Source organism: Mycetocola reblochoni REB411 (assembly GCF_900163835.1).
Lineage (GTDB): Bacteria > Actinomycetota > Actinomycetes > Actinomycetales > Microbacteriaceae > Mycetocola_B > Mycetocola_B reblochoni.
The window spans coordinates 68,378-85,538 of the sequence record NZ_FUKR01000036.1 but is presented as its reverse complement, the minus strand read 5'-3'; the positions used below and the strand labels follow the sequence as shown (position 1 = coordinate 85,538).

The window sequence follows — 17,161 nt, the reverse complement described above, 5'->3', positions numbered from 1 at the left end:
CGCTCACAGGCTATCAGCGCGATGGCACGCCGCGGCACGGAGGTGGCGGCCAGTCGGCGACACTATCCTGGCCGCATGATCCGTGTCGGCATGAGCAGTTCCTGCGTCTATCCCCTCGGCCTCGAGCGCGCCTTCGCGCTCGCTGAGGACGCCGGCTACGACGGCATCGAGGTGATGGTCACCAACGAGGACATCACTCGTGACGCCGAAGCCATCCGCGCGCTGAGCGAGAGGCACCGGATGCCGGTGCTCTCCGTGCACGCGCCGGTCCTGCTGCTGACGCACTTCGTCTGGGGCCGCGACCCCGCCGTCAAGCTCAGGCGGTCGGCCGAGCTCGCGGCGGCGATCGGCGCGGAGACCGTCGTCGTGCACCCTCCGTTCAGGTGGCAGCGGGGGTACGCGCAGAACTTCCTGACGATCGTGCGCGAGACGGAGCAGGACTCCGGCGTCGACATCGCCGTCGAGAACATGTTCCCCTGGGCTGTCAGGGGCCGGACCATGGCCGCCTACTCCCCCGGCTGGAGCCCCGAGGACATGGACTGCGACCACGTCACCCTCGACTTCTCCCACGCCTCGCTGTCCGGGCTGAACTCGCTCGAGCTCGCGAGGCGCCTGGGTCCGCGCCTCCAGCACATCCACCTGTGCGACGGTTCGCGCTCGCAGGACGAGAATCGCGTCTTCGACGAGCACCTCGTTCCCGGGCACGGCGCTCAGCCCGTCGCCGAGACCCTGCGCTTCGCCGTCGAGAACGGCTTCGCCGGTCACGTCGTGGCGGAGATCAACACCCGCGGCGCGAAGGACGACGTCGAACGCCTGATGCTGCTGGAGGAGACGCTGCAGTTCGCCCGCACCCATCTCGGCCAGAACCGCACGGGGACCGACCACCTGCGCGGCCACAGGCACCGGAGCATCCGGGCGCACCTCACCCCGGACGGCCACAACGACGGCGAGGACCAGCGCGACGGCTAGACTCGTGCGCACCCCGTCCCCGCACCCTCGGAGCGAGCATGCGCAAGTATCTTCTGAACACCTCCCTCATCGGAGCCGTGACCGGCGCCTGGAGCGTCGTCAAGGCGACCCGGTCGGGCCCCCGCGACTGGCGGCTCGTGCTGCTCTGGGTCAGCTGGGGCATCAGCGTCGCCCTCGCCGTGGGCGCCGTCAGGGAGCAGGGGCGGATCGAGCGCGGCGAGATCGACGGCTAGCTTCGGCTCGGGGCGGCGTGTCGCCCGTGATCGCGCGGTTTTGCCAGGACACTGGTGACGAAGTCCATTCGTCATGAGGAGTCGCCGCCATGTTCGGTCGTCGCAAGCATCGCGCACAACCCGTCGCACCGGTGACGGCTGCGCCGGCGCCCGCGCCGCTGGACCGCGACCGGATCGAGGCGGCCGTCCTCAGAATCGTCGCCGAGCAGATCGGCGTCGACGGCCGGTGGGTCCTGCAGCGCCGCGAGGACGCGACTGACGTGTCGGACACCATTTTCCAGCGGATCTCGTGCGCGTCGCTGACCGCGGAGATCGTCGAGGCGGTCGTGGCGACGTCCGAGCCGTCGGCTGTGACGGGGCCGAGCGAGCGACGCGACGCCAAGGAGCAGCGCGACTACATCGAGCGCGAGCTGAATGGGATCGCCGTCTGGGCGGACCCGGCCGGCCACGACCCGTCGGTCATCCGCGAGGACATGGTGCACCCGCGGGGGCGGACCGCCAGCGAGTCCGCCGCGTCCTGACACCGACGATGTCGCTGCCCGCCTGGCGGCCGGATCCCGTGCGGGTCACCGCTGGCAGGAGGGGCACCAGACGACACCGCGTGCGGTCAGCGGTGTCGCGCCGAGTTCGTCGACGCGCAGCGGTGTGCCGCAGCGCAGGCAGCTCCGCCCTGAACGCCCGTAGACCCAGGTGCGCTGGCCGGGCCGGTCGCGCCCGGTGAACACCCGCCGTCGCCGCGGCAGGTTGGCCCGCATCGTCCGTTCGACCAGCGACACGACACGCTCCGTCTCGGTGGACGCGAGGGGCCGCCGCGGGTCGACGCCCGCGAGGAAGCAGACCTCCGTCACGTAGACCTGCCCCGGTCCGGCCATGATGGACTGGTCGCCGAGCGCGACGGCCGCGCCGACCCCGGTCGCCGAGGCCTCGGCGAGACCGCGCGCCGCGACGCGGGCGTCCCACTCCGCGCTCAGCGGATCGGGGCCGAGCCTGGCCCGGACCGATGCCTCGCCCGCGGCGTCGAGAACCTCGACGACGCCGAGGTCGAAACCGATCGCCAGGCTGTCCGAGGTGCCGAGAATCGCCCGCGCCGCCCAGGAGGGGCGCTGCCAGCGCTGCGGAGCCGACTCGGGGATCACCTGCCACCGCCCGTCCATCCGCAGGTGGGTGTGCAGACTCCGTCCGCCGAGGTGGTGAAAGAGGTGTTTGCCGTGCGCGACCACGTCGTCCACGATGGCACCGGTCAGATCGGCGGTGGCCGTCGACGGGGTGCGCAGCTCCGCCCGGACGAGCTCCCTCCCGCGCTGGACGGCCGCAAGGCGCTCGGCCAGACGGTGGACGGTATCACCCTCCGGCATGCTGCCCCCTCGTGATCGAGTGGCGCTCGACGGCGCCCTGCGCCAGTCTGCCCGTGACCACCGACACCCGCGCGCCACGGGCAGCCCGGTACCGTGGACGAGCACCGCGGCATCCGCACCGCACAGCAGAAAGGCCCCGCCGAAGCGGGGCCATCTGATGAGGTGGTGCACCCCCTCGGACTTGAACCGAGAACCCACTGATTAAGAGTCAGTTGCTCTGCCGATTGAGCTAGAGGTGCGGGGCGAGCAATCAAGCCGCTCGAACCAGGAAGTAACGTTACCATCGCCGCATCGGCCCTGCCAATCGCATCGGTGGGACGGCGTGTCGGGAGATACTGTGGGGACATGACCGCCCCCTCCACCCCCTCCACGCTTGACAGCGCTCACTCCCTCGCCGACGACCTCGCGTTCGCCCACACGCTCGCCGACGCCGCCGACCAGATCTCCGCTGCCCGCTTCACGGCTCGCGACCTGGAGATCAGCACCAAGCCCGACCGCAGCTACGTCACGGACGCCGATCTGGCGGTCGAGCGTGCGATCCGCGACCTGCTGGCGGAGCGGCGCCCCGACGACGGCATCCTCGGCGAAGAATACGGCACGGAGGGCACGTCGAGCCGCCAGTGGATCATCGACCCGATCGACGGGACGGCGAACTTCCTCCGTGGCGTCCCCAACTGGGCCACTCTGATCTCCCTCGCCGTCGACGGAGTCCCTCAGCTCGGTGTGGTCAGCGCGCCGGGGTTCCAGCAGCGCTGGTGGGCCGCGACAGGCCTCGGCGCGTGGACGAGGAGGACGGGCGAGGACGGTGCGCGTCGACTCGGGGTGTCCGCCGTCGACAACATCGCCGACGCCTCACTGAGCTTCCAGAGCATCGAGCAGTGGGACCAGGTCGGCCGGCTGGCACAGCTCACCGAGCTGAGCCGCACCGTCTGGCGCGACAGGGCGTACGGCGACATGTGGTCGTACATGCTCCTCGCCGAGGGCGTGCTCGACGCGGTCGCGGAGTTCGACGTCAAGGAGTACGACCTCGCCGCGCTCGTGCCGATCGTTCGGGAGGCAGGAGGGCGTTTCACCGATATCGATGGCGTCGAGACCATCGCCACGCGCAGCTCGCTGGCGAGCAACGGACTCCTGCACGGACAGCTGCTCGGCGTGGTGTCCGCCGGCTAGTCGCTCGTCCGCAGGAAGCGCTGCTCCGGCCGGCCGGGGACGCCGTAGCGGTGGCTCAGCTCCACGACACCGGCCGTGCGCAGCAGCTCCAGGTATCGGCGAGCGGTGATCCGTGAGACCCCCGCCCGCTCCGCGATCCACGCCGCCGGCCGCGGGACGTCCAGGGGGACGCTGTTCAGGATGGCGCGCGCGGTCGGCTCGGACAGGCCCTTCGGCAGACGCTGCAGGAGGGCGGACGGCACGGTACGGATCGGCCCCGTTCCCGCGGCGACGAGCGCGTCGATCGACCGTTGCTCGAGGCTGCCAGCCACCGCATCGGGGACGCCGTTCCGAGGCAGGTCGCGGTACTGGCGCAGGCGGCGCGCGAGCTCGCTCGCCGATACGGGTTTGACGATGTAGTCCGCGACGCCCGCCGCGAGGGCCTGCCCGACGGCGATGCGGTCCGACGCGGCGCTGATCACGATCACGTCGGGGGCGGCCGCCGTATCCGCGCCCGGCGCGGCCGACCCCGCGGACGGCGTCCGCACGCGGTGCAGCACCTCGACGCCGCTGATGTCAGGCAGGTGCACGTCGAGCAGGACGAGGTCGGGCGCGAGCTCACCGACCGCCCTGACGGCGTCGACGCCGGTGTGAGCGACGCCGACGAGCCGGAACCCCTCGACGGCCGCGACACGGCGCGCGTGCAGTTCGGCGACGTCCGGGTCGTCGTCGACGACGAGGACGCGGCGCTCAGCCATCGCGACCACCCGCCACGGCAGGGCGTCGCAACGGCCAGGAGGCACGGAACCGTGTGCCCCCGGACGGCAGGCACCCCAGTTCCGCAGCACCGCCCCGGTGGCGGCAGATCTCAGCGACCGTGGCGAGCCCCTCGCCCCTGGCCGCCCCGCCGCCGTCGGGTTCGTGCGTCGTCACCCCGCGGGCGAAAACGTCCGGCGCCAGCGCGGGATCGATGCCGTGACCGGAGTCCTGTACCTCGATCTCGACGCGCGACCGGTCGACGTCGAGCCGCACCCGCACCTCCCGCGGGCCGTCGCCCCCGGCGCAGGCCTCGATCGCGTTGTCGGCGAGATTGCCGAGCACGGTGATGACGTCCACATCGACCGCCGCGGGGTCGGCCGCCCCGCTCACGGCCAGCCGAACGCCCACGGCTGACGCCTCGGCCGCGAGCGCGCGGAGCAGAGCGTCCACCCGCGCATCGCCGACGACCGCCGGCGAGCCACCCGGCACGACGGGGACCACCTCTCCGATGAAGCCGAGCGCCTCACGCGACCGGCCCGACTCGACCATGCCGGCGATGACGTGCAGGCGGTTGCGGAACTCGTGCGTCTGGGCGGCCAGCTCCGCCTCGCGCGCCCTGGTGTGCTCCAGCTCGATGCCCTGTACGGCGGCCGCGCGGAGCCTGACGTCGACGCGAGCACCGAGCAGTGCGCTCATGGCGGTGCCGACGAGGCCGGCACCGAGTGCCCAGGGCAGCACCCCGCCGAGGGCCGCCGCGGCCTCGGCAGAGATGCGCGATTCGAGGATGCCGACCGACGCGGTCCCGACGACGGTCCCGTCGACGAGGACAGGAACCTTCGCCCGGTAGCTCGGCCCAAGGGTTCCGGTCTCCGTTCCGAGGAACTCCGCGCCCCCGAGCACCTCTGCGGGATCGGTCGACACCGGCTCGCCGCGGAGCCGAGGGGTCGGATGGGTGAACCTGACGCCGTCGTCATCCGTGACGACCACGTAGTCCACACCCGCCGCCGAGGCGACGAGGTCGGCGACCGGTTGCAGACGGGCGGTGCTCCGCTCGTCCACCCCGTCGTCGACGGCGCCGGCGAGAACCTCCCCGACCTCGGGCAGCTCCGCGAGGCTGAGCGCCACGGCCCTGACCCGTTCCCCGATGCCCTGTCGAAGCTGGGCGGCGTGGACGGCCGCGGCGACGGCGACCGTCACAGCGACGCACACGACGACGATGACGACCTGGACCAGGGGCAGCAGTCGCCCCGCGACCCGCAGCACCGGTGTGTGCTCCGACACGGCGCCTCCTGACGTTCGTCGCTGAACTGGTGTGACCAGTTACGACCATAACCCGCCTGCGCGCACCGGCGGGGGCATAGGGCTGGGATATTGGACGGCGTCGCGGGCACAGCGCAGTGCCCGGACGGAAGGCACGACACATGAGAAGACAACTCACGGCCACGGTTGTGGCCATCGCAACGATCGGACTCGTCGGGGCGGCCGCGGTCGACGCCGGCTCGACCGCCCAGGGCGCCAGCGCCCGCAGCACGCTCACACTCATGGCGCCGGCGGCGCCGGGCGGCGGCTGGGACACCTTCGCCAGGGAGAGCCAGCAGGCGCTTCGCACCAACGGGATCACCAACAGCGCCCAGGTCGTCAACGTGCCGGGCGCCGGGGGGACGATCGGGCTGAGCCAGCTGATGCAGATGACCGGAAGGGACGACATGATCATGGTCACCGGCGGCGTGATGATGGGCGCAGCCGAGCTGTCGAAGACGCCGGAGCGGGTCGAGGACACCACGCTCCTCGCCCGCCTCGCCGACGACTACAACGTCCTCGTCGTCCCGGCGGACTCCCCCTACGACACCCTCGAGGAGTTCGTCGCTGCCTGGCGCGAGGCTCCGGGCAGCACGGCGCTGGCCGGGGGCTCGCTCGGCAGCATCGACCACCTGCTCTCCGGCATGCTCGCCGAGGAGGCCGGCATCGCGCCGACCGAGATCACCTACATCGCCTACCCCGGCGGCGGGGAGGTCCTCACCGCGCTGCTCTCGCACACCGCGGTCGCCGGGATCTCCGGGTACACGGACTTCAGGGACCAGTTGGGGGCCGGCACGCTGAAGGCTCTCGGCATGTCCGCCGCCGAGCCGATCGACGGCGTCGACGTCCCGACGTTCGCCGAGGAGGGTCTGGACGTGTCGATGTCGAACTGGAGGGGCTACGTCGCTCCCCCCGGCATCCCCGACGCGACCAGGGACGAGCTCGTCCAGATCCTCACCGAGATGCACGACACCGAGCAGTGGCGCGACACCCTGGCGCGCAACAACTGGACGGACACCTTCATGACCGGCGACGAGCTCGACGCCTTCGTCGCGGAGGAGAGCGCCCGCGTGTCCGCCATCGTCGAGGAGCTGGGACTGTGAGCGCCCCGGAGACGACGCGGGGCACGTCGGCCGCCCCGGCGACGCGCTGGTGGAACGGACGCGGTGAACTGGGCGTGGCGCTCGGCGTCGCCGTGCTGGGAGTGCTGATGCTGCTCGGGACGGCCACGATGGACGTGCCGGAGGGTGCGGGAACCCCCGGACCGCAGTTCTTCCCCACGATCGTCGGCTGCTTCATGCTCGTGCTCGCGGTGGCGCTCGCCGTCGGCGTCATCCGGCATCCCCGGCGTCCAGGGCCCGACGAGCCGTCGGAGCTCAACGCCGACATGCTCGCCGACCTCGGCAACGTCGAATCGACGACCGAGCTGCGCATCGTCAGCGGCGACCCGGATCTGGCCTCACGCAGCGCCACGCCCACCGCACCGCGGGCGGCCGGGGTGCGGCCCGTCCTGATGGTCGTCGCCGCACTGGCCGGGTTCATCCTCATTCTGGACCCGCTCGGCTGGCTGCTCAGCGCCGCTGCCCTGTTCTGGGTGGTGGCCAGAGCGCTCGGCAGCACCCGACCGCTGTTCGACATCGCCATCGCCCTCCTGATGTCCTCCGCCGTCCAGCTGGCGTTCTCCGCCGGTCTCGGCCTCACCCTCCCCTCGGGGATCCTGACGGGAGCGTTCTCATGGATCAACTGACCCACCTGCTCGAGGGCTTCCAGGGCGCCCTCACGCCGATCAACCTGCTCTGGCTGCTCATCGGTGCGGTCCTGGGGACGGCCGTCGGCGTGCTGCCGGGCCTCGGCTCGGCGATGGCCGTCGCGCTGCTGCTGCCGGTCACCTTCAGCCTCGACCCGACCGGCGCGTTCATCATGTTCGCGAGCATCTACTTCGGTGGCCTGTTCGGCGACTCCACGGCGGGGATCCTGCTGAACACGCCGGGCAATTCCTCCGCCATCGCCACGACGTTCGAGGGCCATCGGATGGCCCTGTCCGGCCGCGCGGCCAAGGCGCTCGGCACCAGCGCCATCGGGGCATTCATCGGCGGGACGATCGCGACGACGCTCGTGGTGTTCTTCTCCCCCTACCTGGTGACGCTGGCGACGCTGTTCGGCCCGGCCGAGTACTTCGCCCTCGCGGTGTTCGCGTTCGTGGCGATCTCGGCGGTCGTCGCCGAGTCGGTCGTGCGGGGCCTCATCGCTCTCGGGCTGGGACTCTGCCTCGCACTCGTCGGGATCGACAGTCAGAGCGGCGCGGAGCGCTTCACCCTCGGGCTGCCGGCGTTCTTCGACGGGATCTCCATCATCGTCATCACCGTCGGTCTGCTCGCCATCGGCGAGGTGCTGCACGTGGCCCATCGCTCGGGAGCGGATCAGCCGGCGTCGCGCGTGGTCGCGGCGGGGTCACCGTTCCTGAACTGGAGGGAGTTCCGGACCGCCCTTCCCGCCTTCCTCCGCGGCACCGCCTTTGGCGTGCCGTTCGGCGCCATCCCGGTCGGCGGCAGCGAGGTGCCGACGTTCCTGGCCTACGGGACGGAGAAGAAGCTGGCACAGCGGCGCGCCGACCCCGATTTCGGGGTGCGCGGTGCCATCCAGGGCGTCGCCGGGCCGGAGGCCGCCGGCAATGCGACGGCGGGGACGGCCATGGGCGCACTGCTCGCGCTCGGACTGCCGACATCAGCCACGGCGGCGATGATGCTCGCCGCCTTCCAGCAGTACGGCATGCAGCCCGGCCCGCTGCTGTTCGAGCGCAGCGCCGATCTGGTCTGGCCGCTGCTGGCCAGCCTGTTCATCGGACTCGTCATCCTGCTGATCATCAACCTGCCGTTCGCCGCGGTGTGGGCGAAGCTGCTGCTCGTGCCCAAGCACTACCTCTACGCGGGCATCACGGTGTTCGCCGCGCTCGGCGTCTACGCAATCGCCTCGTCGACGACGGACCTCTGGCTGCTGCTGGGGATCGGGCTGCTCGGCTTCGCCATGCGGGTGTACTCCATCCCCCTCGCTCCGGTGCTTATCGCGGCGATCCTTGGTCCGCTCGCGGAGACGACGCTGCGTCAGGCGCTCGCCGTCTCCGAGGGTGATCCCGCCATCCTGGTGTCCTCGCCGATCACCGTCGTGCTCTACATCGTGATGGGGCTGGCGGTGGCCGCCAGCATCGTTCAGCAGCTGCGCGCACGCCGCCGACGTGCCACGTCGTCCGCCTGACCGGTGGGAGCGGCGGGGGCCCGTCCGCGTGCGGACGGGCCCCCGCCGTGCGGCTCAGCCCGAGGCGAGCGTGACCTCGCGCCGTCGGGGAACCACGACCGGGTGCGTCCCCGCCATCGCCTCGATCACCCTGACAACCTGGCAGGCGTAGCCGAACTCGTTGTCGTACCAGACGTAGACCACCACGTCCTCGGCGTCGGCGATGGTCGCCTGCCCGTCGACGACCCCGGCGCGATTGCTGCCGACGATGTCGGTCGAGACCAGCTCGGGCGAGTCGACGAAGTCGACCTGCTGACGGAGTGCGGAGTGACGCGAGACCTCTCTGAGGTAACCGTTCAGCTCGGCCCTGTCGGCTCGACGCCCCAGGCGCAGGTTGAGGATGGCCAAGGAGACGTCGGGCGTCGGAACCCGGATGGCGCTGCCGGTGAGGCGCCCGGCCAGAGCGGGGAGGGCCTTGGCCACGGCCTTTGCCGCGCCCGTCTCCGTGATCACCATGTTGAGCGCGGCCGACCGACCCCTCCGGTCGCCGCTGTGGAAATTGTCGATGAGGTTCTGGTCGTTGGTGAACGAGTGCACGGTCTCGACGTGGCCGCGCACCACCCCGTAGGCGTCGTCGAGCGCCTTGAGCACCGGGGTGATGGCGTTCGTGGTGCACGAGGCGGCGGACAGGATGACGTCGTCATCGGCGATCGAGTCGTGGTTGATCCCATGGACGATGTTCGGTACGTCACCGGACCCGGGCGCCGTGAGCAGGACGCGCGAGGCGCCCGGGCTGGCGAGGTGCCGGCTCAGCTGCTCCCTGTCTCGCCACCGTCCGGTGTTGTCGACGACGATCGCGTCGACGATGCCAAAGGCCTCGTAGTCGACCTCGGACGGGTCGTTCGCGTAGATCACCTGGATGACGGTGCCGTTGGCGGTGATCGTGCCGGCCTGCTCGTCGACCTCGATGGTGCCGTCGAAGGGTCCGTGCACGGAATCCCTGGCGAGCAGGCTCGCGCGCTTCACCAGGTCGTCCGGCGAGCCCCGCCGCGCGACGATGGCGCGCAGGCGAGGGCCACGCCCGTTGCCCGCGTGGGCGATGAGGATGCGCGCGAGCAGTCGCCCGATGCGGCCGAAGCCGTAGAGGACCACGTCCCTGCCGCGCTCCAGCACCTCGTCGATCGCCACGTCCGTGTCCCCGCCTCGGAGCACGCCGCGCAGCTCCGCACGGATGACCGCGTCCAGGGCTGCGGGGTCGTCGCCGAGCGGCTCGCCGGGCCGTTCGGCCGCGGCGAGCCGGGCCAGGCGGGCAACATCGAGTGAGGCAGGCGGAGGGGCGACGCGCGTGATTGCGCGGAGCAGTGCCGCGGACTCGGTCACGCTCAACTCGACCCCCTCCGCCTCGGCGGCGTAGGCGTGCACGCGGAGCAGGTCGACGGCGGAGAGGTTGATCAGCCGTCTCCCGTGGATCGAGGTGACGACCCCCCTGTCGCGGTAGAGCGAGCCGATGAGCGGGATGATTCGCTCGGCCTGCTCCACGTTGCGAATCCAGCGTCGCTGATGGTCTTCGTAACTGGTGGTGTTCATCGTTTCCTTTTCCTCGGCGGCAGACCGCGGGATCGCGGTTTCCGGGGCTCGGCGGGGACGCCGGGCGCACGAACGGCCGGCGGCCGCTGGCGTGCGATCGTGGGCCGGCAGCCACGGCGTCGCCTATCGCGTCCGGCGGCAGCCGCACGGGCACGACGGACACAAGCACAAGCACGGGCACAGGCACAGGCACAGGCACCAACAGACGCAGAGGCGCAGATGCACTCGCCCACCGGGCGCCGTTGCGGTCCCGGCGCGCTCCGCCGACCCGACGAGAGCTCGGTCGCGGCGATGACGGGCCGAAGACGTGTGCGCTTCGGACGACCGGACGAGCGGAGCATGAGGCCACGCACACCGCGTTCGGCGCATGCACTCGCCCGGCATCTCATTCGCGAATCTCCCTCGACCGCTGTCCCCTCCGCCCAGTGTATGTGCGGGAAGCGACGGCTAGGGTTGATTCGTGACCACTGAGGACGACACCCCGCTCTACAGCGAGAAACGCCGCCGCCGCATGCGCCGCATCACCTGGCTGGTGATCGCCGCGCTCGTGCTGACCACCGGGGGATCGACCGTCCTCATGATGCTCTTCAGTTAGACCGTCCGAGCAGGGCGGGCAGGGCACGGGCGCGTGGCGCTCCCGACGGAACACTCCCCCGCGGACCGAGACGTTTCCCCAAGCGCGCGCACCACCCCACCGCGCGCGCATCACCCCACCGCGCGAGCACGAACCCACCACGTCGGGACACCACCGTGCGCCACCACGCGACCACGGGCCACCCACAGGAGAACGGCCCCGCCATCGCTGAGATGGCGGGGCCGCGTCGTGTGGATCCCACCCGGATAACCGGGACAGCGCGACAACGACCGATGGTGGAGATGGGGGGAATTGAACCCCCGTCCACTGCTGAGATTCTGCGCCTTCTACGGGCGTAGTCCGTGGAAGCGTTCTGCTCGGCCCCGACCTTTGTCACGGACGCCTAGGTCGACGGGCCCAGTATCAGTAAAAGTCCCGCGTCACCCTGATACACGATGACGCAGCAAGTCCCCTCAATGACGCCAGGATCCGGGGCAGGGACAAACCCGGTCTGACGGACTTTCTACTCTTGCTTAGGCAGCGAGAGCGAAGTCGGTGCGCTTAGCATTGGCACCTATGTTTTGCGGAGAGCGTTAACGAGATAACCCCGCATCCTCGGCCCGCTTCTCGCAGTTTCACAGGCAATGTCGAAACCGATCATCCCCCTGCGCGCTCGGACGGCAATGGTTGCCGATCCGTGCGGGTCGTTGTAGCGCTGTTGAGTTGTCACACGACGATCCGGACGCGCCGGACTCTCAGAGTCTACCGCCCACGCGGCGCCATCGGCGACCCGAGTCGTCGCGTTCGCTCTGAGCGCGGTTCCCGTGCCGAGTGGTGCCGGGGTTAGGCTGTGCGCATGCTCCCCCGCCGCTCCCTCGCACCCCTGGGCGTGGTCGCGCTCGTCGCCGCCTCGGTATTTGCTGGGCCGGCGGGTGCCGCGACGGCCGACGACTACCCCAGCTGGGATGACGTCACCAAGGCGAAGTCGAGCGCATCCGCGACTGCCGCCGAGGTCGCTCGCGTCTCCGACGCCCTCGACGATCTGGACGCCACCGCTGCGGCACTCGGCGCCGACGCCGTTGCCGCGTCCGAGACGTCGGCTCAGCGCGCCTCCGAGCTGGCAGACGCCGAGAAGCACGTGTCCGCGCTGACGTCACGTCTCTCCGAGGCCGAGGACGAGGAGCAGCAGGCGTCCCAGACCGCCGGAGCGGTCGCGGCGCGTCTGGCGCGCAACGGCGACTCCGCGACCCTCCGCCTCGCGATGAGCGAGGACCCCGGATCGCTGCTGCAGTCGCTGAGCAGCCTCGAGCAGCTGACCTCCGTGAGCCGGCGCGCTCTCGACACAGCGTCGCGCGCGCGTGGCACCGTCGCCTCCCTCCGAGCCGACGCGGAGGAGGCGGAGCGCGTCCGCCAGGACCGGGCGGCGGCTGCGGCACAGGCCGCAGACGCAGCCGCGGCGGCCTCGGCCGAGGCGGACGAGGCAGTCGCGGAGACGACCGCCCGTCAGAAGACCCTCTACAGCCAGCTCGCGACGCTCAAGGACACCTCGGCGAAGGTCGAGAAGGACTACCGACAGGGTCAGGAGATGGCCCGCGTAGCCAGGGAGCAGCAGGCCGCCGCCGAGGCGCAGGCGGCCAAGGACGAGGCCGCACGTCAGGCGCGGGCCGCGGCCTCAGCCTCGGGAACCGGGTCTGGCGGCTCCTCCAGCGCGGCGTCGTCGACCGGCTCGTCCTCCGGCTCCGCGTCCTCGGGATCCGGTTCCTCGGGCGGTTCGGGGTCGTCCGGTGGTTCGGGGTCGTCCGGCGCATCCTCGCAGGACCGCTCCCCGGCCGCCGCGCAGGCCTACGCATCATCCCGGGTGTCCGCTCGTGGCTGGGGCCAGGAGCAGTTCTCCTGCCTGGTCAAGCTGTGGAACAAGGAGTCCGGCTGGAACTACCAGGCGACGAACCCGTCCAGCCTCGCCTACGGGATCCCGCAGGCGCTTCCCGGCGGCAAGATGATCACCGCCGGCGCCGACTGGCGGACCAACCCGCGCACCCAGGTCGACTGGGGTCTGTCCTACATCGCCGACGTCTACGGCACCCCGTGCAGCGCGTGGTCGCACTCGCAAGCGACCAACTGGTACTGAGCCGGACAGCCGACACCGAGCGATCACCCGCGATCACCCGCGATCACCCGCGATCACCCGCGATCACCCGCGACGCTACTCCCCCATGCGATTGCGTGTCGCCATGGCCCTCGCCGCCTCACGCTTGTCCTGACGCTCGCGCAGGGCATGCCGCTTGTCGTACTCCTTCTTGCCCTTGGCGATGGCGATCTCGACCTTGGCCCTGCCGTCGCTGAAGTACATCTGCAACGGGATGATCGTATAGCCGCCGGGCGCCACCTTCTGGGAGATCTTGATGATCTGGGCCTTGTGCAGCAGGAGCTTGCGCTTGCGCCGAGGCGGGTGGTTGGTCCAGGTCCCGGCCCGGTACTCGGGGATGTGCACGGCGTCGAGCCAGGCCTCCCCTCCCTCGATGAAGGCGTAGCCGTCGACGAGGGAGGCGCGCCCCTGACGGAGTGACTTCACCTCGGTCCCGCTGAGGACGAGCCCCGCCTCGAAGGTGTCCTCGATGAGGTAGTCGTGGCGCGCCTTACGGTTGGTGGCGACCACCTTCTGTCCGCGTTCCTTCGGCACCTCTGACACTCCTTCGCTCCGGTCGTCGAGCCGAACGCCGACGACAGCCTTCCATCTTAGCCCGCTACAACGCCGTCAGCGCGAGGGACAAAGCCCCCGCGCCGACCGAACGGACTAGATCTTCATGTACCTGCGAATCGCGAAGTTCGCGGACAGGGCAGCCAGAAGCGCCCCGACGAGGATCAGCAGAGGCGCGACGAGCAGCGCTTCCGGAACACCGACGAAGTTGACCGCCATCACTCGGTCGGCCAGGTAGCCCTGGATGAAGTAGTGCACGATCCCCACGACGGCGGCACTGGCCAGCACGGATCCGATGAGGGCGGAGAACACGCCTTCGAGGATGAACGGCGTCTGGATGAACCTGTTCGAGGCACCGACCAGTCGCATGATGCCGATCTCCTTCCGCCGCGAGAACGCCGACAGCCGGATCGTGGTGGCGATGAGGAGCACCGCGGCCAGGAGCATGAGGCCCGCGATCGAGATCGCGGTGATACTTCCGGCGTTGAGAACCTGGAAGATGCCGTCCAGGTAGGTCCGCTGGTCGACGACCTGGTCCACGCCGGACTGACTCGACAGCCCCTCCTGGATCACGGCCGACTGACTCGGGTCCTTGAGGTTAATCCAGTAGGTCTCGTTCAGCTGCTCCGGCGTGACCAGAGCAGCGATGTCGTTGTCCTCGAACTGCTTCTTGAAGTTCTCGTACGCCTGATCGCGGTCCTCGAACCAGTACTCGTTGATGAAGGGGGCGAGGGTGTCGGAGTCCAGCTGCTCCTCGATGAGGGTCTTCTGGTCGTCCGTCGCGGCACCGCTCACGCAGTTCTCGCTCTGCGACTCGTCGGTGCAGAGGTAGACCGCCACCTGTGCCTTGTCGTACCAGAACGTCTTCATCTGGGCGATCTGCATCTGCGTCAGCACGGCCATCCCGACGAACGTCAGCGAGATGAAGGTCACGAGAATGACCGAGATCACCATGGAGACATTGCGGCGCAGACCGAGGACGGCCTCCTGCCAAATCAGGGAGAATCTCATTTCACCGGCCCAACCGTCGTGTCACCATCGGATTCGTCGTCGCGGAGCCCCAGGTCCTGAGCGAGCGAGAGGTGCTCCTCCACGTCGACGTCCGTCGACTCCGTCCGCGACAGCTCGGGTCGCGCAGGCGCGACGGGCGCGGACGGGGCCGGGTCCTCGGCACCGAATCGGGGGCGGCCCGCGAGCTCCGCGTCCTTGGTCGCCCGCTCGTGGGCCTCTCGAGCCCGATTGGCCTCGTCCTCGGCCTGGCGGGTGGCCTCGGCGAGGTCGCGCCTGGCCTGATCGATCTGGGCTCCGAGGAGAATCTCGGGCGTGAGCTCGGGGATCGCGGCCGTCTGTCCGTAGCCGCCCCGCACCTCGTCCCTCACGATGCTGCCGTCGACGAGCTCGATGACGCGGCGCTGCATCTTGTCGACGATGCCGGCCTCGTGCGTGGCCATGACCACGGTCGTGCCGCCGGCGTTGATCCGCTCGAGGATCTTCATGATGCCCGCACTCGTCGCCGGGTCGAGGTTGCCTGTCGGCTCGTCGGCGAGAAGGATCTGCGGCTTGTTCACGACGGCGCGCGCGATGGCGACGCGCTGCTGCTCACCGCCCGACAGCTCATTCGGCAGGCGGTCGCTCTTGTTGCCGAGCCCGACCATCTCGAGCACGTCGGGGACGGCCTCCTGGATGAAGCCGCGGGACTTGCCGATCACCTGCAGCGAGAACGCCACGTTCTGGAACACCGTCTTGTTCGGCAGCAGCCGGAAATCCTGGAACACGACGCCGAGGTCGCGACGGAAGAACGGCACCTTGCGGTGCGAGATCGAGCCGAGGTTGTTGCCGAGGACGAAGATCGTGCCTTCGGACGGGCGCTCCTCCTTGAGGATCAGCTGGAGGCAGCTCGACTTCCCGGACCCGGACGCGCCGACGAGGAAGACGAACTCGCCGCGCTGGACCTCGAGGTTGATGTCGTCCAGCGCCGGCCGGGGGTTGCCCGGATAGTTCTTGGTGACGTTCTCAAAACGAATCATGACGAGGTCAGCCTACGGCGAGGCGCCCGGAAACCGGGTCGGACACACCCGAAGCCGGACGATGGGCGACGGCGGGAAACTGTGCAGGGCGCCGGCGCCGGGTCAGTCGTCGCTCGGACGCTTGCGCCAGCGGATTCCGGCGGCGATGAACCCGTCCAGATCGCCGTCGAAGACGGTCTGCGGGGAGTTGACCTCGTGCTCCGTCCGCAGGTCCTTGACCATCTGGTACGGCGCGAGGACGTAGGAGCGCATCTGATCGCCCCAACTCGCCGTGATGGTGCCAGCGAGCTCCTTCTTCTTGGCGTTCTCCTCCTCGCGCTGCAGCAGGAGGAGGCGGGACTGCAGGACCCGCATCGCGGCGGCCCGGTTCTGAATCTGGCTCTTCTCGTTCTGCATCGACACCACGGTCCCCGTCGGGAGGTGGGTGAGGCGGACGGCCGAGTCCGTCGTGTTCACGCTCTGACCACCGGGCCCCGAGGAGCGGAACACGTCGACCCTGATGTCGTTCTCGGGGATGTCGATCGACTCGGTCTCCTCCATGAGCGGGATCACCTCGACCGCTGCGAAGCTGGTCTGCCGCTTGCCCGCGGCACCGAACGGCGACATGCGCACGAGGCGGTGGGTGCCGGCCTCGACGCTGAGCTTGCCGAAGGCATACGGCGCGTCGATCTCGAAGGTGGCCGACTTCACGCCCGCCTCCTCCGCGTAGCTGGTGTCCATGACCGTCGCGGTGAAGCCGTGCTTCTCCGCCCAGCGCAGGTACATCCGCATGAGCATCTCGGCGAAGTCGGCTGCGTCCACGCCGCCCGCGCCCGCTCTGATCGTGATGACCGCGGGCCTCGGGTCGTACTCCCCGTTGAGCAGGGTCTGCACCTCGAGGTCGTTGACGACCTCCTGAAGCGCGCGGAGTTCGTCGCGCGCCTCGGCCGCCGAGTCCTCGTCGTCCTCGCTGACGGCGAGCTCGATGAGCACGTCGAGGTCGTCGAGGCGGCTCTGCACACTCGTGACGCGGTTGAGCTCGGACTGCCGGTGGCTCAGGGAGCTGGTGACCTTCTGCGCGTGCGTGGTGTTGTCCCAGAGGTCGGGAGCGCCCGCCTGCTCCTCGAGCTCCGCGATCTGACGTCGAAGGTCGTCGGGGTTCACGACCTGGACGATGTCGGCGAAGGTGGTTCGGAGATGGGCGATGGCGTCGCCGAGATCGAGGTCAATCATGGTTCCCCCAGCATAGTTGACGGCCGCTGCCCCACCCGTCGGTGCTCGGCCGGCCCGACGGCGCCGGC

The 17,161-nt window shown here is 70.1% G+C and carries 17 protein-coding genes, 1 tRNA gene and 1 other RNA gene; 9 read left to right on the top strand and 10 right to left on the bottom strand.

Annotated features, from left to right (window positions below; genetic code table 11):
• The first annotated feature begins 75 nt into the window (after window positions 1–75).
• The 3 genes from FM119_RS06330 to FM119_RS06320 all read left to right on the top strand — a co-directional run bounded on the left by FM119_RS06330 (window position 76) and on the right by FM119_RS06320 (window position 1,723).
• Window positions 76–969 (top strand): sugar phosphate isomerase/epimerase family protein, encoded by an 894-nt coding sequence (locus FM119_RS06330; RefSeq protein ID WP_087136838.1) that lies wholly within the window; start codon window positions 76–78, stop codon window positions 967–969.
• 38 nt (window positions 970–1,007) lie between these two features.
• Window positions 1,008–1,202: a hypothetical protein gene (locus FM119_RS06325; protein WP_087136837.1), complete on the top strand. Its 195-nt coding sequence runs from the start codon at window positions 1,008–1,010 to the stop codon at window positions 1,200–1,202.
• A gap of 89 nt (window positions 1,203–1,291) precedes the next feature.
• Window positions 1,292–1,723, top strand: a complete 432-nt coding sequence (locus FM119_RS06320; RefSeq protein ID WP_087136836.1) for a hypothetical protein — start codon at window positions 1,292–1,294, stop codon at window positions 1,721–1,723.
• Window positions 1,724–1,768: 45 nt separating this feature from the next.
• Here FM119_RS06320 and FM119_RS06315 read toward each other — a convergent pair whose 3' ends face one another.
• Window positions 1,769–2,557: a DNA-formamidopyrimidine glycosylase family protein gene (locus FM119_RS06315; RefSeq protein ID WP_087136835.1), complete on the bottom strand. Its 789-nt coding sequence runs from the start codon at window positions 2,555–2,557 to the stop codon at window positions 1,769–1,771.
• Between the two features lie 163 nt (window positions 2,558–2,720).
• Window positions 2,721–2,796: transfer RNA gene (locus FM119_RS06310), tRNA-Lys, on the bottom strand.
• 106 nt (window positions 2,797–2,902) lie between these two features.
• On the opposite strand from FM119_RS06310, the gene FM119_RS06305 reads away from it, so the two are divergent.
• Window positions 2,903–3,727 carry an inositol monophosphatase family protein gene (locus FM119_RS06305; RefSeq protein ID WP_087136834.1) on the top strand — a complete coding sequence of 275 codons (825 nt, stop codon included), beginning with the start codon at window positions 2,903–2,905 and terminating at the stop codon, window positions 3,725–3,727.
• Here FM119_RS06305 and FM119_RS06300 read toward each other — a convergent pair.
• Both FM119_RS06300 and FM119_RS06295 read right to left on the bottom strand, forming a co-directional pair.
• The gene (locus FM119_RS06300; protein WP_143822638.1) at window positions 3,724–4,464 is read right to left on the bottom strand and encodes a response regulator; all 741 of its coding nucleotides are present in this window, start codon (window positions 4,462–4,464) and stop codon (window positions 3,724–3,726) included. The two genes, FM119_RS06305 and FM119_RS06300, sit on opposite strands and share 4 nt — an antisense overlap.
• Window positions 4,457–5,746 (bottom strand): sensor histidine kinase, encoded by a 1,290-nt coding sequence (locus FM119_RS06295; RefSeq protein WP_087136832.1) that lies wholly within the window; start codon window positions 5,744–5,746, stop codon window positions 4,457–4,459. Before FM119_RS06295 ends, FM119_RS06300 begins: the two co-directional genes overlap by 8 nt.
• A 140-nt stretch (window positions 5,747–5,886) precedes the next feature.
• On the opposite strand from FM119_RS06295, the gene FM119_RS06290 reads away from it, so the two are divergent.
• From FM119_RS06290 to FM119_RS06280, 3 genes are read left to right on the top strand one after another with little or no spacing between them, the layout of a single operon-like run.
• Window positions 5,887–6,867 (top strand): Bug family tripartite tricarboxylate transporter substrate binding protein, encoded by a 981-nt coding sequence (locus FM119_RS06290; RefSeq protein WP_087136831.1) that lies wholly within the window; start codon window positions 5,887–5,889, stop codon window positions 6,865–6,867.
• Window positions 6,864–7,511, top strand: a complete 648-nt coding sequence (locus tag FM119_RS06285) for a tripartite tricarboxylate transporter TctB family protein (protein WP_087136830.1) — start codon at window positions 6,864–6,866, stop codon at window positions 7,509–7,511. The genes FM119_RS06290 and FM119_RS06285 overlap by 4 nt, the downstream gene beginning before the upstream one ends.
• Window positions 7,499–9,016: a tripartite tricarboxylate transporter permease gene (locus FM119_RS06280; RefSeq protein ID WP_087136829.1), complete on the top strand. Its 1,518-nt coding sequence runs from the start codon at window positions 7,499–7,501 to the stop codon at window positions 9,014–9,016. The genes FM119_RS06285 and FM119_RS06280 overlap by 13 nt, the downstream gene beginning before the upstream one ends.
• Window positions 9,017–9,070: 54 nt before the next feature.
• On the opposite strand, the gene FM119_RS06275 is transcribed toward FM119_RS06280, so the two are convergent.
• Window positions 9,071–10,582 carry a glyceraldehyde-3-phosphate dehydrogenase gene (locus FM119_RS06275; protein ID WP_087136828.1) on the bottom strand — a complete coding sequence of 504 codons (1,512 nt, stop codon included), beginning with the start codon at window positions 10,580–10,582 and terminating at the stop codon, window positions 9,071–9,073.
• A 460-nt stretch (window positions 10,583–11,042) separates the two neighbouring features.
• On the opposite strand from FM119_RS06275, the gene FM119_RS14325 reads away from it, so the two are divergent.
• A complete protein-coding gene (locus tag FM119_RS14325; protein WP_276327865.1) occupies window positions 11,043–11,177 on the top strand; it encodes a hypothetical protein in 135 nt (44 codons plus the stop codon).
• Window positions 11,178–11,450: 273 nt separating this feature from the next.
• On the opposite strand, the gene ssrA is transcribed toward FM119_RS14325, so the two are convergent.
• Window positions 11,451–11,821: a transfer-messenger RNA gene (gene ssrA, locus FM119_RS06270) on the bottom strand.
• A 191-nt stretch (window positions 11,822–12,012) separates the two neighbouring features.
• Between ssrA and FM119_RS06265 the strand changes: the two genes are divergently transcribed.
• Window positions 12,013–13,284: an aggregation-promoting factor C-terminal-like domain-containing protein gene (locus FM119_RS06265; protein ID WP_087136827.1), complete on the top strand. Its 1,272-nt coding sequence runs from the start codon at window positions 12,013–12,015 to the stop codon at window positions 13,282–13,284.
• Window positions 13,285–13,359: 75 nt separating this feature from the next.
• Here FM119_RS06265 and smpB read toward each other — a convergent pair whose 3' ends face one another.
• The 4 genes from smpB to prfB form a co-directional block, all read right to left on the bottom strand.
• Window positions 13,360–13,836, bottom strand: coding sequence for an SsrA-binding protein SmpB (smpB, locus tag FM119_RS06260; protein ID WP_087136826.1), 477 nt, complete (start codon window positions 13,834–13,836; stop codon window positions 13,360–13,362).
• A gap of 114 nt (window positions 13,837–13,950) precedes the next feature.
• Entirely contained in the window at window positions 13,951–14,865 is a 915-nt protein-coding gene (gene ftsX, locus FM119_RS06255; RefSeq protein WP_087136825.1) for a permease-like cell division protein FtsX, read from the bottom strand.
• Window positions 14,862–15,881: a cell division ATP-binding protein FtsE gene (gene ftsE, locus FM119_RS06250; RefSeq protein WP_087136824.1), complete on the bottom strand. Its 1,020-nt coding sequence runs from the start codon at window positions 15,879–15,881 to the stop codon at window positions 14,862–14,864. The genes ftsX and ftsE overlap by 4 nt, the downstream gene beginning before the upstream one ends.
• A gap of 102 nt (window positions 15,882–15,983) precedes the next feature.
• Entirely contained in the window at window positions 15,984–17,093 is a 1,110-nt protein-coding gene (gene prfB, locus FM119_RS06245; protein WP_087136823.1) for a peptide chain release factor 2, read from the bottom strand.
• Between the last annotated feature and the right edge of the window lie 68 nt (window positions 17,094–17,161).

What these genes read in the sequence shown, in the direction of transcription:
- ftsE (WP_087136824.1), bottom strand. Translation starts at nt 15,881, where the DNA reads ATGATTCGTTTTGAGAACGTCACCAAGAACTATCCGGGCAACCCCCGG.
- FM119_RS06280 (WP_087136829.1), top strand. Translation starts at nt 7,499, where the DNA reads ATGGATCAACTGACCCACCTGCTCGAGGGCTTCCAGGGCGCCCTCACG.
- FM119_RS06325 (WP_087136837.1), top strand. Translation starts at nt 1,008, where the DNA reads ATGCGCAAGTATCTTCTGAACACCTCCCTCATCGGAGCCGTGACCGGC.
- FM119_RS06330 (WP_087136838.1), top strand. Translation starts at nt 76, where the DNA reads ATGATCCGTGTCGGCATGAGCAGTTCCTGCGTCTATCCCCTCGGCCTC.
- FM119_RS06315 (WP_087136835.1), bottom strand. Translation starts at nt 2,557, where the DNA reads ATGCCGGAGGGTGATACCGTCCACCGTCTGGCCGAGCGCCTTGCGGCC.
- FM119_RS06300 (WP_143822638.1), bottom strand. Translation starts at nt 4,464, where the DNA reads ATGGCTGAGCGCCGCGTCCTCGTCGTCGACGACGACCCGGACGTCGCC.
- FM119_RS06275 (WP_087136828.1), bottom strand. Translation starts at nt 10,582, where the DNA reads ATGAACACCACCAGTTACGAAGACCATCAGCGACGCTGGATTCGCAAC.
- FM119_RS06290 (WP_087136831.1), top strand. Translation starts at nt 5,887, where the DNA reads ATGAGAAGACAACTCACGGCCACGGTTGTGGCCATCGCAACGATCGGA.
- FM119_RS06305 (WP_087136834.1), top strand. Translation starts at nt 2,903, where the DNA reads ATGACCGCCCCCTCCACCCCCTCCACGCTTGACAGCGCTCACTCCCTC.
- prfB (WP_087136823.1), bottom strand. Translation starts at nt 17,093, where the DNA reads ATGATTGACCTCGATCTCGGCGACGCCATCGCCCATCTCCGAACCACC.
- FM119_RS06320 (WP_087136836.1), top strand. Translation starts at nt 1,292, where the DNA reads ATGTTCGGTCGTCGCAAGCATCGCGCACAACCCGTCGCACCGGTGACG.
- ftsX (WP_087136825.1), bottom strand. Translation starts at nt 14,865, where the DNA reads ATGAGATTCTCCCTGATTTGGCAGGAGGCCGTCCTCGGTCTGCGCCGC.
- FM119_RS06265 (WP_087136827.1), top strand. Translation starts at nt 12,013, where the DNA reads ATGCTCCCCCGCCGCTCCCTCGCACCCCTGGGCGTGGTCGCGCTCGTC.